The 13,798-nt window shown below is 43.0% G+C and carries 9 protein-coding genes and 3 rRNA genes; all 12 read left to right on the top strand.

Translation table 11 applies throughout. From position 1 onward, the window contains the following. Nucleotides 1-13: 13 nt before the first annotated feature. The 12 genes from A6754_RS17120 to A6754_RS17055 all read left to right on the top strand — a co-directional run bounded on the left by A6754_RS17120 (nt 14) and on the right by A6754_RS17055 (nt 13,737). A 16S ribosomal RNA gene (locus tag A6754_RS17120) occupies nt 14-1,563 on the top strand. 403 nt (nt 1,564-1,966) lie between these two features. Next, nucleotides 1,967-4,900: ribosomal RNA gene (locus tag A6754_RS17115) — 23S ribosomal RNA — on the top strand. A gap of 238 nt (nt 4,901-5,138) precedes the next feature. Beyond that, a 5S ribosomal RNA gene (gene rrf, locus A6754_RS17110) occupies nt 5,139-5,255 on the top strand. The 16S, 23S and 5S rRNA genes sit together here, the layout of an rRNA operon. A 267-nt stretch (nt 5,256-5,522) precedes the next feature. Then, nucleotides 5,523-6,347 carry a tyrosine-type recombinase/integrase gene (locus tag A6754_RS17105; protein WP_257298387.1) on the top strand — a complete coding sequence of 275 codons (825 nt, stop codon included), beginning with the start codon at nt 5,523-5,525 and terminating at the stop codon, nt 6,345-6,347. A 324-nt stretch (nt 6,348-6,671) separates the two neighbouring features. Then, a complete protein-coding gene (locus tag A6754_RS17100; protein ID WP_066448590.1) occupies nt 6,672-7,121 on the top strand; it encodes a GNAT family N-acetyltransferase in 450 nt (149 codons plus the stop codon). A gap of 309 nt (nt 7,122-7,430) precedes the next feature. Next, the gene (locus tag A6754_RS17095; RefSeq protein WP_257298385.1) at nt 7,431-8,429 is read left to right on the top strand and encodes a DUF3231 family protein; all 999 of its coding nucleotides are present in this window, start codon (nt 7,431-7,433) and stop codon (nt 8,427-8,429) included. A gap of 54 nt (nt 8,430-8,483) precedes the next feature. Beyond that, nucleotides 8,484-8,930 (top strand): hypothetical protein, encoded by a 447-nt coding sequence (locus A6754_RS17090; protein ID WP_066448588.1) that lies wholly within the window; start codon nt 8,484-8,486, stop codon nt 8,928-8,930. Between the two features lie 321 nt (nt 8,931-9,251). Further along, entirely contained in the window at nt 9,252-9,557 is a 306-nt protein-coding gene (locus tag A6754_RS17085) for a hypothetical protein (protein ID WP_066448583.1), read from the top strand. Nucleotides 9,558-9,608: 51 nt separating this feature from the next. After that, the gene (locus A6754_RS17080) at nt 9,609-9,872 is read left to right on the top strand and encodes a DUF1871 family protein (protein ID WP_066448582.1); all 264 of its coding nucleotides are present in this window, start codon (nt 9,609-9,611) and stop codon (nt 9,870-9,872) included. 162 nt (nt 9,873-10,034) lie between these two features. Beyond that, nucleotides 10,035-10,505, top strand: coding sequence for a peptide-methionine (S)-S-oxide reductase (locus A6754_RS17075; protein ID WP_066448580.1), 471 nt, complete (start codon nt 10,035-10,037; stop codon nt 10,503-10,505). A 21-nt stretch (nt 10,506-10,526) separates the two neighbouring features. After that, nucleotides 10,527-11,561: a threonine aldolase family protein gene (locus tag A6754_RS17070; RefSeq protein ID WP_066448577.1), complete on the top strand. Its 1,035-nt coding sequence runs from the start codon at nt 10,527-10,529 to the stop codon at nt 11,559-11,561. A gap of 928 nt (nt 11,562-12,489) precedes the next feature. Beyond that, a complete protein-coding gene (locus A6754_RS17055) occupies nt 12,490-13,737 on the top strand; it encodes an IS4 family transposase (RefSeq protein WP_066442575.1) in 1,248 nt (415 codons plus the stop codon). Nucleotides 13,738-13,798: the final 61 nt, after the last annotated feature.

Below are 13,798 nucleotides of genomic sequence, written 5' to 3'. Positions count from 1 at the left end.
GCTAATCAACTCTTTTTTGGAGAGTTTGATCCTGGCTCAGGACGAACGCTGGCGGCGTGCCTAATACATGCAAGTCGAGCGGACGGATGGGAGCTTGCTCCCAGAAGTCAGCGGCGGACGGGTGAGTAACACGTGGGCAACCTGCCTGTAAGACTGGGATAACTTCGGGAAACCGGAGCTAATACCGGATAATGCTTTTGGACTCATGTCCTTAAGCTGAAAGATGGTTTCGGCTATCACTTACAGATGGGCCCGCGGCGCATTAGCTAGTTGGTGAGGTAACGGCTCACCAAGGCAACGATGCGTAGCCGACCTGAGAGGGTGATCGGCCACACTGGGACTGAGACACGGCCCAGACTCCTACGGGAGGCAGCAGTAGGGAATCTTCCGCAATGGACGAAAGTCTGACGGAGCAACGCCGCGTGAGTGATGAAGGTTTTCGGATCGTAAAACTCTGTTGTTAGGGAAGAACAAGTACCGGAGTAACTGCCGGTACCTTGACGGTACCTAACCAGAAAGCCACGGCTAACTACGTGCCAGCAGCCGCGGTAATACGTAGGTGGCAAGCGTTGTCCGGAATTATTGGGCGTAAAGCGCGCGCAGGCGGTCCTTTAAGTCTGATGTGAAAGCCCACGGCTCAACCGTGGAGGGTCATTGGAAACTGGGGGACTTGAGTGCAGAAGAGGAGAGTGGAATTCCACGTGTAGCGGTGAAATGCGTAGAGATGTGGAGGAACACCAGTGGCGAAGGCGACTCTCTGGTCTGTAACTGACGCTGAGGCGCGAAAGCGTGGGGAGCGAACAGGATTAGATACCCTGGTAGTCCACGCCGTAAACGATGAGTGCTAAGTGTTAGAGGGTTTCCGCCCTTTAGTGCTGCAGCAAACGCATTAAGCACTCCGCCTGGGGAGTACGGCCGCAAGGCTGAAACTCAAAGGAATTGACGGGGGCCCGCACAAGCGGTGGAGCATGTGGTTTAATTCGAAGCAACGCGAAGAACCTTACCAGGTCTTGACATCCTCTGACACTCCTAGAGATAGGACGTTCCCCTTCGGGGGACAGAGTGACAGGTGGTGCATGGTTGTCGTCAGCTCGTGTCGTGAGATGTTGGGTTAAGTCCCGCAACGAGCGCAACCCTTGATCTTAGTTGCCAGCATTCAGTTGGGCACTCTAAGGTGACTGCCGGTGACAAACCGGAGGAAGGTGGGGATGACGTCAAATCATCATGCCCCTTATGACCTGGGCTACACACGTGCTACAATGGATGGTACAAAGGGCTGCAAGACCGCGAGGTTTAGCCAATCCCATAAAACCATTCTCAGTTCGGATTGCAGGCTGCAACTCGCCTGCATGAAGCCGGAATCGCTAGTAATCGCGGATCAGCATGCCGCGGTGAATACGTTCCCGGGCCTTGTACACACCGCCCGTCACACCACGAGAGTTTGTAACACCCGAAGTCGGTGGGGTAACCTTTTGGAGCCAGCCGCCTAAGGTGGGACAGATGATTGGGGTGAAGTCGTAACAAGGTAGCCGTATCGGAAGGTGCGGCTGGATCACCTCCTTTCTAAGGATGAAATGAAGTTTATCTTCATTAAAATGACGTTTCTGCTTGTTTAGTTTTGAGAGAATAATCTCTCAAATATCAGTTGTCGAAAGACAGCATGATGAATAGCTGCGAAGTTCAATCTTAATATGATTGAAGTAAGTGGCATTGTTCCTTGAAAACTAGATAATGAAATGACAAGACATCATTGAAATAAAGTAAGTTCTTCTAACACAAGAACAATAACCGCGAGCGTAAAAAGTATGTGTATTCACACTTATCTTTTTACCAACCGTGAGGAAAGCGAGAAGCAAACAGGTCGAGGAATCAAGTGAGGAAAGGCCGGAACGTACGTAGTTGGTACGCGAGGACCTTGACGAGTGAGATGACAAAGAGATGTGTAGCTTATCAATTTCCGAACACTGGTTAAGTTAGAAAGGGCGCACGGTGAATGCCTTGGCACTAGGAGCCGATGAAGGACGGTACTAACACCGATATGCTTCGGGGAGCTGTAAGTAAGCTTTGATCCGGAGATTTCCGAATGGGGGAACCCATCATCCGTAATGGGATGATATCTTTACCTGAATACATAGGGTATTGAAGGCAGACCCGGGGAACTGAAACATCTAAGTACCCGGAGGAAGAGAAAGCAAACGCGATTCCCTGAGTAGCGGCGAGCGAAACGGGATTAGCCCAAACCAAGAGGCTTGCCTCTTGGGGTTGTAGGACACTCTACACGGAGTTACAAAGGAACGAGGTAAGTGAACAGGTCTGGAAAGGCCGGCCAGAGAAGGTAAAAGCCCTGTAGTTGAAACTTCGTTCCCTCCAGAGTGGATCCTGAGTACGGCGGGACACGAGAAATCCCGTCGGAAGCAGGGAGGACCATCTCCCAAGGCTAAATACTCCCTAGTGACCGATAGTGAACCAGTACCGTGAGGGAAAGGTGAAAAGCACCCCGGAAGGGGAGTGAAATAGTTCCTGAAACCGTGTGCCTACAAGTAGTCAGAGCCCATTTACGGGTGATGGCGTGCCTTTTGTAGAATGAACCGGCGAGTTACGATTACATGCAAGGTTAAGTTGATAAGACGGAGCCGCAGCGAAAGCGAGTCTGAATAGGGCGAATGAGTATGTGGTCGTAGACCCGAAACCAGGTGATCTACCCATGTCCAGGTTGAAGTTCAGGTAACACTGAATGGAGGACCGAACCCACGCACGTTGAAAAGTGCGGGGATGAGGTGTGGGTAGCGGAGAAATTCCAATCGAACTTGGAGATAGCTGGTTCTCTCCGAAATAGCTTTAGGGCTAGCCTCATGTAGTAAGAGTCTTGGAGGTAGAGCACTGTTTGGACTAGGGGCCCTCATCGGGTTACCGAATTCAGACAAACTCCGAATGCCAAAGACTTATCCATGGGAGTCAGACTGCGAGTGATAAGATCCGTAGTCAAGAGGGAAACAGCCCAGACCACCAGCTAAGGTCCCAAAGTATACGTTAAGTGGAAAAGGATGTGGAGTTGCTTAGACAACCAGGATGTTGGCTTAGAAGCAGCCACCATTTAAAGAGTGCGTAATAGCTCACTGGTCGAGTGACTCCGCGCCGAAAATGTACCGGGGCTAAACGTATCACCGAAGCTGTGGATGGACACCATTAGGTGTCCGTGGTAGGAGAGCGTTCTAAGGGCGTTGAAGCTAGACCGTAAGGACTGGTGGAGCGCTTAGAAGTGAGAATGCCGGTATGAGTAGCGAAAGATGGGTGAGAATCCCATCCACCGAATGCCTAAGGTTTCCTGAGGAAGGCTCGTCCGCTCAGGGTTAGTCGGGACCTAAGCCGAGGCTGAAAAGCGTAGGCGATGGACAACAGGTTGATATTCCTGTACCACCAAAATCCGTTTGAGTGATGGGGGGACGCAGGAGGATAGGGTAAGCGCGCTGTTGGATTAGCGCGTCCAAGCAGTTAGGCTGCAAGTGAGGCAAATCCCGCTTGCATACGGCTGAGCTGTGACGGCGAGGGAAATATAGTACCGAAGTTCTTGATTCCACACTGCCAAGAAAAGCCTCTAGCGAGGATTAGGTGCCCGTACCGCAAACCGACACAGGTAGGCGAGGAGAGAATCCTAAGGTGAGCGAGAGAACTCTCGTTAAGGAACTCGGCAAAATGACCCCGTAACTTCGGGAGAAGGGGTGCTCATTAGGGTGTTAAAGCCTTGATGAGCCGCAGTGAATAGGCCCAGGCGACTGTTTAGCAAAAACACAGGTCTCTGCGAAGCCGCAAGGCGAAGTATAGGGGCTGACGCCTGCCCGGTGCTGGAAGGTTAAGAGGAGGGGTTAGCGCAAGCGAAGCTCTGAATCGAAGCCCCAGTAAACGGCGGCCGTAACTATAACGGTCCTAAGGTAGCGAAATTCCTTGTCGGGTAAGTTCCGACCCGCACGAAAGGCGTAACGATCTGGGCACTGTCTCAACGAGAGACTCGGTGAAATTATAGTACCTGTGAAGATGCAGGTTACCCGCGACAGGACGGAAAGACCCCGTGGAGCTTTACTGTAGCCTGATATTGAATTTTGGTACAGCTTGTACAGGATAGGTAGGAGCCTGAGAAACCGGAGCACAAGCTTCGGTGGAGGCGTCGGTGGGATACTACCCTGGCTGTATTGAAATTCTAACCCGCGCCCCTGATCGGGGCGGGAGACAGTGTCAGGTGGGCAGTTTGACTGGGGCGGTCGCCTCCTAAAAAGTAACGGAGGCGCCCAAAGGTTCCCTCAGAATGGTTGGAAATCATTCGTAGAGTGTAAAGGCACAAGGGAGCTTGACTGCGAGACCTACAAGTCGAGCAGGGACGAAAGTCGGGCTTAGTGATCCGGTGGTTCCGCATGGAAGGGCCATCGCTCAACGGATAAAAGCTACCCCGGGGATAACAGGCTTATCTCCCCCAAGAGTCCACATCGACGGGGAGGTTTGGCACCTCGATGTCGGCTCATCGCATCCTGGGGCTGTAGTCGGTCCCAAGGGTTGGGCTGTTCGCCCATTAAAGCGGTACGCGAGCTGGGTTCAGAACGTCGTGAGACAGTTCGGTCCCTATCCGTCGTGGGCGCAGGAAATTTGAGAGGAGCTGTCCTTAGTACGAGAGGACCGGGATGGACGCACCGCTGGTGTACCAGTTGTTCTGCCAAGAGCATTGCTGGGTAGCTATGTGCGGAAGGGATAAGTGCTGAAAGCATCTAAGCATGAAGCCCCCCTCGAGATGAGATTTCCCATAGCGTCAAGCTAGTAAGAACCCTGAAAGATGATCAGGTTGATAGGTCAGAGGTGGAAGCGTGGCGACACGTGCAGCTGACTGATACTAATCGTTCGAGGACTTAACCACAATATATTTCAATGAACTTGTCTGCCATTATCTAGTTTTGAAGGAATAACCTTTCTTCTTAAAATGGTTGTAAAAAATAAGTCAAAACTTATCTTTTTATAAAACCATGAGGGAAGCGAGAAGCAAACAGGTCGAGGAATCGAGTGAGGAAAGGCCGGAACGTACGTAGTTGGTACGTGAGGACCTTGACGAGTGAGATGACGAAGAGATGTGCAGCTGATCGATTTCCGAACAATAGTCTGGTGGCGATAGCGAGAAGGTCACACCCGTCCCCATCCCGAACACGGAAGTTAAGCTTCTCAGCGCCAATGGTAGTTAGGGGCTGTCCCCTTGTGAGAGTAGGACGCTGCCGGGCAACAAGGAAAGCACATCTGCATAGACGTGCTTTTTTTGTAGTAAAATTTTAATTGAAGACGAATATTAATTTTTTAAAGGAAGACAGTCACTTGTGAAAGTAGGACGCCCTAGGCAAATACATAGAAAAGAGTTAGCACTTCAGCTAACTCTTTTTTTTCGTTCATTCAAAAGCATTTAACTTCACAGAAGTTGAATTGTACGAAATGATATAGTATTATATGGGTAATTAGAGTCGCATTTTTCTGACAACTTAGGGGGGATTTATTTGACGAATATAATTAATCTTTTCTCTCAAAAGCAAATTGAAGAAGGTAGAACACCAGGTACAGTAAAAACGTATGTTGGTGTCCTCGAAAAATTCCAAGCTTGGTTAACAGCCAGGGACACAGAACTTAATCACATTTCAAAGAATGATGTTCAATTATTTATGGATCATTTGGAAGAACAAAAAAAGGGTGCAGGCACTATTGAAAAGTATTTTGCAGCCATAAGTGTTTTTGCACGATTTTTAGGAAAATCTGAAATTATGTTAAATATTCATCGTAAAGAAAAATTAAAGGAAAGCGATATACCTGATTCACTTGAGGATAAGGAAGAGAAGAAGATATTATCAGAAGTTGAATTAGATGGTAACCTCCGAAATACAGCAATTGTTTATACTCTATTATACACAGGCATCCGTATTTCAGAATTATGTGCACTAGATCTTAACGATATTGATTTAACTGAAAATAAGCTTTTTGTAAAAAATGAGGATGGACAAATTGAAAGGGGGATTCCTCTTTCATCAGAAGTAAACAAACATTTAAGAAACTATGTAGATTCTATAAATAATCCGAATCGGGAAGCATTATTTGTTTCGAGTGTAAATAAGAGATTATCTACAAGAGCAGTACAATATATGCTGCAGAAATATAATGTGAATCCTCATAAACTAAGACATACATTTTGTCAGAAGCTGATAAATAAGGGGATTGATATTCACACGGTGGCTAAATTAGCAGGGCATAAGGATATCAATGTTACAAAGCGTTATGCTAGTGTATTAGAAGCAAATTTGGAAGATGCAATAAATAGAGCTTTTTCTTAAAAATGATACACTTCGGCACAATTTGTCGTATATATATTGACCATCTATAAATTGTGCCCCAAAACCAATTCTTACTTAATCGGTTCTTTTTGCTCAAACGATAGGTTCTTTAAGGAAAGATGCAACTTTATTTAACACACTATTCTATATATTTGGACTCATTAATGGCAGGTTGATCAGTAATAAATTCTATATGAAGCTAGTCAGGAATATTGTTGGAGTGCTGTGTTGTTTGCTGATGTATTCACAGCCTGTTAACAATGAGCGAGAAGTTGCTGCCACAAGATAGAGATCTATCTTAATATTTGATGAGGAGAGAAGAAAATGAAAATTTATCAAGCCACGAAAGAAGATTTAGAAGAAGTATCCGTGTTATTTAATAAATATCGTTTGTTTTATCAGCAGACCTCAGATTTAGAAGGTGCTTTGGCTTACATAAAAGAACGCTTAGATAACATGGATTCTGTTATCTTTGTAGTGAAAAATGATCGCGGATATGCAGGATTTACCCAACTTTATCCCACATTTTCATCTGTAAGCATGAAGAGAGCCTGGATCTTAAATGATTTATATGTAGATGCAGCTGCCAGAAAACAGGGAGTAGGAGAAATGCTCTTGCAAAAAGCAAAAGACTTTGCTGTTGAAACAGGCGCGAAAAGCATTAGTCTGGAAACTGCGTCAGATAATATTACTGCTCAAAGATTATATGAAAAGAATGGATACATAAAGCCATCACAAATTTTTCATTATGAACTAGATTTGACTGGTAAGTAGCCTTATTTAAAAATGGTTTAATTGTATATTTTAAGAACAAGCTGTCAAATGTGACAGCTTGTTTTGTTTAAGTAGGAGATAAAAATTGTCTCAGCTGTGATTAGGTATTTAGGCATGGTTAACTCTGCCGGTCACCTAAAAAAACCCGTCAATCCAGCCATTCTACATAAAAAAGAGCTGAATCGAATAAAAACCAACTCTCTAAGTGAATAGGAATTTTCTTACTTTTATTGTAAAAAATAATTAATTGTCTATAAGTATTTTATAAAGGGGGATACTATCCAGAGTTATTAAATTGGGGGGATTACTTTGGAAACTCATCATATTCGCTTAACTTCATCTGAAGTGGGCGGTCTATGGGCAAATTATATAGCAGATTCTATGTTTGTATGTGTTTATAAGTATTATTTAGAAAAAGTTGAAGATGAGGAAATCAAAAAAGTCCTTGAACATGCTTTAGATTTGTCCCAGCAGCATGTACAAGTGGTTACAAAAATCTTTAAAGAAGAAGGACATGCTATTCCTCTTGGCTTTACGGAAAACGATGTTCATGTGGATGCTCCAAGGCTTTTTTCTGATGAGTTCTTTTTAATCTTTACGAAACAAATGACGAAAGGGGCTTTAGTTACATACGGGGCCGCTTTGCCACACGTTTTTCGCAATGATATTCGAGAGCATTTTATGTCTTGCATTTCTTCAACAATGGAGTTATTTAATGAAGCAACAGACGTGCTACTTTCCAAGGGCCTCGAGGTTAGGTCTCCATATATACCTTATCTGCGGGAAGCGGATATGGTTGAAAAACAGCATTTCTTAGCTGGCTGGTGGGGAAAACAAAGACCAATAACAGCCTTGGAAATCACCCATCTTTACTCTAATATTCAAACGAATCATATGGGAACAGCAACCATAACTGGTTTCGGTCAAGTGGCAAAGAATAGTGATGTCCGGGATTATTTCAAAAGAGGCAAAGAAATTTCCAAGAATCAAATTCAAGTTATCATTAATTACTTACATGAAAATGACCTGCCGGCACCTGTAACCTGGGATGCAGAAGTTTACGACTCAACCGAATCCCCTTTTTCCGATAAACTAATGCTATTTATGATTTCGATGATGACTGCTGCTGGCATGGGTAACTACGGTACCGCACTTTCAGCAAGTCCAAGGCGTGACATTGCTGCTGATTATGTTCGATTTCAAGGGGAAATTGGACTCTATGCGGAGGATGGGTTAAATCTCCAAATTAAGCATGCGTGGCTGGAAAGGCCTCCACATGCAGCTGACAGAGATCAATTAATGAAATGAAAAAATCATAGTCCGCACATCCTTATAAAAATTTAAAAAAGAGGTTAGACAGATGTGAATCCAAAAGAAAAATTGTTATGGAGCATAGCTTTTCCAGGTTTTGGTCAATTGCTTAACGGTAAGTATCTGAAAGGTTTTCTTTTTATTCTATTGGAATTTATCATCAATGTTCAATCAAATTTTAATCAGATTATTTTCTTTAGTTTTAATGGAGAAATCAATAAAGCAATTGAATATACCGATTACCAATGGCTGATGTTTTATCCTTGTATCTACTTCTTTTCCATGTGGGATGCTTATAAGGATGCAGGTGGAGCAAAGGAACAATATTCCTACTTGCCTTTTGTCGTTCCTGCATTTTTTGTTACGATTGGGCTTATGTATGCAGAGAGGGTAAGGGTATTTGGTGTATGTCTGGGAACCGTTTGGTTTCCGATGTTGTGTGCAATTCCAGGAGTGGTGGTAGGTCTTCTGCTGAGAAAGATATTCAGGAATGTGTAGGAAGCACTGAAATACTGGTACATAAATCTAGGGCATTCGTAAGGTTTAACGTGTCTAATTCGAATGCCAAGATTGGATGAAAAAATGGGTGAAGAAGCATTCATATTTTTTACCATTAAGGATTAAACTTAATTGAATAGCCTTAATTTATATCAGCTGCTTTATATTGATGATACATCAGTCAATGAAGCAGCTGTTTTCTGTCCGCAAAGATATAATGAATGAAATAAAATCCATTTTTATATATAATAATTCCATTATATGGAGTATTTTGTAACCATCTTGAAGTTTAATAAGTGTTGAAGATTAGGAGAGTGGAAAATGGATTTATTTGCAATGTTTTTAATATGGGGGATCCCGGTTTTATTGGTGTGGAGCTTTATTTTAAGTATTCGCCATATGCTAAGAGAGCCTAAAGGGGAGCAATTTTTAGGGCGAACCCTCACGTTTATTGGCTCCATTATTTCTTATACGATCCATTCACTGGCTGCTTGGTTTGGGCTCATTTGTATCATTTTTGGCATTACTGCTTTTACAGTTGGCGGACTTATAACCCCGATCCTATTTATCCTATTTGGTGGATTTTTGGTGCGCAATTATTTTCCGCGCTTTAATATGCCAGAGTAAGGCATGGTAGCTACTATTCTATTAAACTTTGGAGCAGAAAGGTGACTGTTATTGTCTAAAGAAAAGTACAATGAATTATTTAAGCTCGTTAAAAAAACAATAAATGAATGGGACCCAATTGGTGTTTTACCTGATGCTCCCGACGATGAATATGAATTTGAAGTGGCCCAAATTGTCACTTTGCTTGATAAGGTTGATACAGAAGTAGCACTTTCAGAGGGGATTGCAGAGATTTTTAATAAGGCTCTGGGTTGTCATTATACTGTAGAAGAATGTTTGCCAATTGTCAGGGAAATAAGGATTTTAACAGAATAGCTTTTTTACTAAGCTGCCAAGTTAGGCGGCTGTTTTTTTGCGGAATGGGAAGATTACTAGATTCGTAGGAAATAACGGATTCAAATGTTTTTATTTGCAGTGTCTTTCTAGCTTATAATATCTATTAACAGTATATAATCTTTTTTACCAAGGAGAATCACTATGGAAACAGTCTATTTTGCAGGCGGATGTTTATGGGGTGTGCAAGCTTTTATTAAAACTTTACCTGGAGTAAGGTTTACAGAAGCAGGACGAGCGAATGGAACAAGTCAAACACTACATGGTGATTATGATGGCTACGCGGAATGTGTAAAAGCAGAATTTGATCCACAGGTTGTATTGATCACAGAATTAATGGGCTATTTTTTCGAAATTATTGATCCATACAGTTTGAATAAACAAGGCCAGGATGTTGGGAAGAAATACAGAACAGGGGTATATAGTGAAAATCCTGAACATTTAATCGAGGCGAAAACTTTTCTTAGTGAGAGAAGTGATTATGACCGTATTGTGGTGGAGGTACTGCCTCTTACAAACTATGTGAGAAGTGCAGAGGAACATCAGGATCGGTTAGCTCGATGTCCGGATGATTATTGTCATATTCCAGAAGAATTATTAAACAAATATAAGTAAGTAAAGTTGGAGGGACTATACATGATACGATTTGAAAATGATTATGCAGAAGGTGCACATCCGCGGATCCTGCAGCGGCTCATCGATACGAATGAAGAACAGTCACCTGGTTATGGCATGGACGAACATTGTGCAAAAGCCAGAGAGTATATAAGAAAAGCGTGTGACAGAGAGAATGCAGATGTGCATTTTTTAGTTGGAGGCACACAGACAAATACAACGGTTATTTCTTCTATCTTGCGCCCGCATCAGGGAACAGTGGCTGCCGTTACAGGACATATTGCTGATCATGAAACAGGTGCAATTGAAGCCACCGGTCATAAAGTGCTTACTCTGCCTAGTGATGATGGGAAAATTAAAGCAGAGCAGGTAAAAGAATTATACGATGCTCATTGGAATGATGCCGCACATGAACATATGGTTCAGCCGGGATTGGTATACATATCGCACCCTACTGAAAATGGGACGACCTACAGTAAATCTGAATTGGAGGAATTAAGCAAAGTTTGCCGGGAATGTGATTTGCCGCTCTTTATAGATGGTGCTCGCTTAGGATATGGTCTCGTTTCAGAAGACAGTGATTTATCCTTAGCGGATCTGGCTAAACTTTGTGATGTATTCTATATCGGAGGAACCAAATTAGGAGCAATGTTTGGGGAAGCAGTAGTGATCATGAATGATACTCTTAAAAAAGATTTTCGGTATATGATCAAGCAAAAAGGCGGAATGCTGGCTAAAGGGAGATTATTAGGCATTCAGTTTGAAACTCTGTTTGAAGATGGCTTATATTATGAAATATCTCAACATGCAGTTGAAATGGCGATGATGATTCGAGAGGCGCTTGTGGATAAAGGGTATTCATTGCGATATGATTCCAAAACCAATCAGCAGTTTCCGATTTTACCACATGAAGTGTTATCGAAATTAGGTGAAAAATATTCGTTTTCCTATTGGGGAAAAGTGGATGATGGGAAAAGTGTTGTGAGATTCTGCACCAGCTGGGCTACGAAGAAGGAAAATGTTGAAATGCTGATTGAGGATATTAGGAGTTTGTAATATTGGTGTGCAGATAAAGGAAGGATACTCCATTTTGAGCGAATTTTTCTTCAAGGTGGAGTTTTTTTTGCGGTCGGGGAGGCAGTTCTCAGCAGTTGGGTGGGGAACCTGGCTGCAGAAACCCAGTGGGACGAGGAACCTGCCATTTGCTCCCAATTTGAGAATGAGCTTATTCATAAGCGGAGAAACTACCCTTATTTCTAAAATCACGCTAAAAATGACCAAAATAGAGGGAGAAATTCCGACTATTTGCTCAAAAAAGGTGAAAAAGGGCGGTTTTGTGGGAGTTAACCGGAATTTCTCCGCTTATTTGAACCAAAAATAGCGCTAAAATGAATATAAGCGGAAAAGCTCCGCTTATTTGAGTCTGGGTTGAGCCTTAAAGAGATTGGGTCGAGGAACCTGTCCCTAAAAACCCATGTGAATAAAGCGAGCATGTTTATAATAAGCGGAGAAACTACCCTTATTTCTAAAATCACGCTAAAAATGACCAAAATAGAGGGAGAAATTCCGACTATTTGCTCAAAAAAGGTGAAAAAGGGCGGTTTTGTGGGAGTTAACCGGAATTTCTCCGCTTATTTGAACCAAAAATAGCGCTAAAATGAATATAAGCGGAAAAGCTCCGCTTATTTGAGTCTGGGTTGAGCCTTAAAGAGATTGGGTCGAGGAACCTGTCCCTAAAAACCCATGTGAATAAAGCGAGCATGTTTATAATAAGCGGAGAAACTACCCTTATTTCTAAAATCACGCTAAAAATGACCAAAATAAGGGGAGAAATTCCACTAGCATTGCATATGTATCCACAGGCCAAAAATTACCTCCTATTAATTGAAAAAATAGGAGGCTATTTTATGGACGCAAACAAAAAAGTCTCCTAAAGTAGAAGCTGAACCCACGTTATCCGTGACTGCTACTAAAGGAGACTTTCATGGATAACATTATATCAGATCAGAACGTATTTAGTAAATTCCTATCTTTCTTACCGTTTGAAACATTTAAGTGTTCATTTTTAGACAATGGTGTAAAAAAACTGACCACCGCAAATTTAATGAAGATTTGTGTCACCATGCAATTGGGAAATTGGAAATCCTATGAGGAAACAGAAGAACGTATTCGTGCCATGGAAGGGACAGAGGAACTGTTTGGTCTCACTAGTATTAGTGCTTCTCAACTATGTCGACGAGTCAATGCTTTACCTTCCATACTTCCACGGCAGTTATTTCTTGCCGCTGTTAGCCAATTGAGTAAGCTAACAAGTAACGGCAAAGGGATCCCTTCTTTGGGACGTCTTCATCTTGTAGATTCTTCTTCTCTACTTCTTGGACCTACACTCGGAAAATGGACGTATTTTACAAAGCACAGTAATTGTGTGAAGCTCCATACTCGGATTGTCATAACGGATCCTGGTACAGCTTATCCTGACATGGTCATTCCTTCTACAGGTAATGTGGATGATCGTGAAGTTATGCTTGAGCTCGTGACAGATGCTCATGCGACCCATGTGATGGACCGCGGGTATGTGGATTACAAAAAAATGGACTATTGGGTGGAAAACCAGATTCCGTTCGCGATGCGTATCCAAGCTAAGCATAAGGCTAACGTGATAAAATCCTATGAAGCCCCCGATGGGGGCAGGGTTAAGCTAGACGCCTTAGTCGTCATGGGGAGTAACTTCAGATCCATGGAACAACCCCTTCGTCTCGTTGAATTTACGGATGAAGAGGGGAAAGAATACCGTGTTGTAACCAATCGATGGGATTTGACATCAGAAGAAGTAACCGAATTGTACCGGCATCGTTGGATCATTGAACTGTTTTTCAAGTGGATGAAACAGCATTTGCGTCTAGTTAAACTACAAAGTACCCAACCACAAGGAATTTGGAATCAGATTTTCTTTGCGATGACGGCGTACTGTGTCACTTTATATATTCGGTTAGTTGAGAAAACGAAAAAGACTACCTGGAAAGTACTTACCTTACTCCGCATCCATTCCGATAGGACATGGAAAAGTTTTCTCCAAGAGTTACACCGTATACCAAAAAGAACATCGAAAGGAAGACAAAAGAGCCAGCACCCACCAAATGAAATTGAACTTGATGATGCAGGTGTGGCCATTGTAAAACCAGTGGGGGTAAGTACTAGCTCGATGGCAAAATATAAGAAAAAAAGAAAATAATATCCAAATTTTGGGTAACTGGGTTCAATTACAACCCCCCTTGACTTTTTGGCTCAGAACC

Source organism: Cytobacillus gottheilii, from assembly GCF_001636345.1.
Classification (GTDB): Bacteria; Bacillota; Bacilli; order Bacillales; family Cytobacillaceae; genus Cytobacillus; species Cytobacillus gottheilii.
This window is presented reverse-complemented; position numbering and strand designations above follow the sequence as displayed.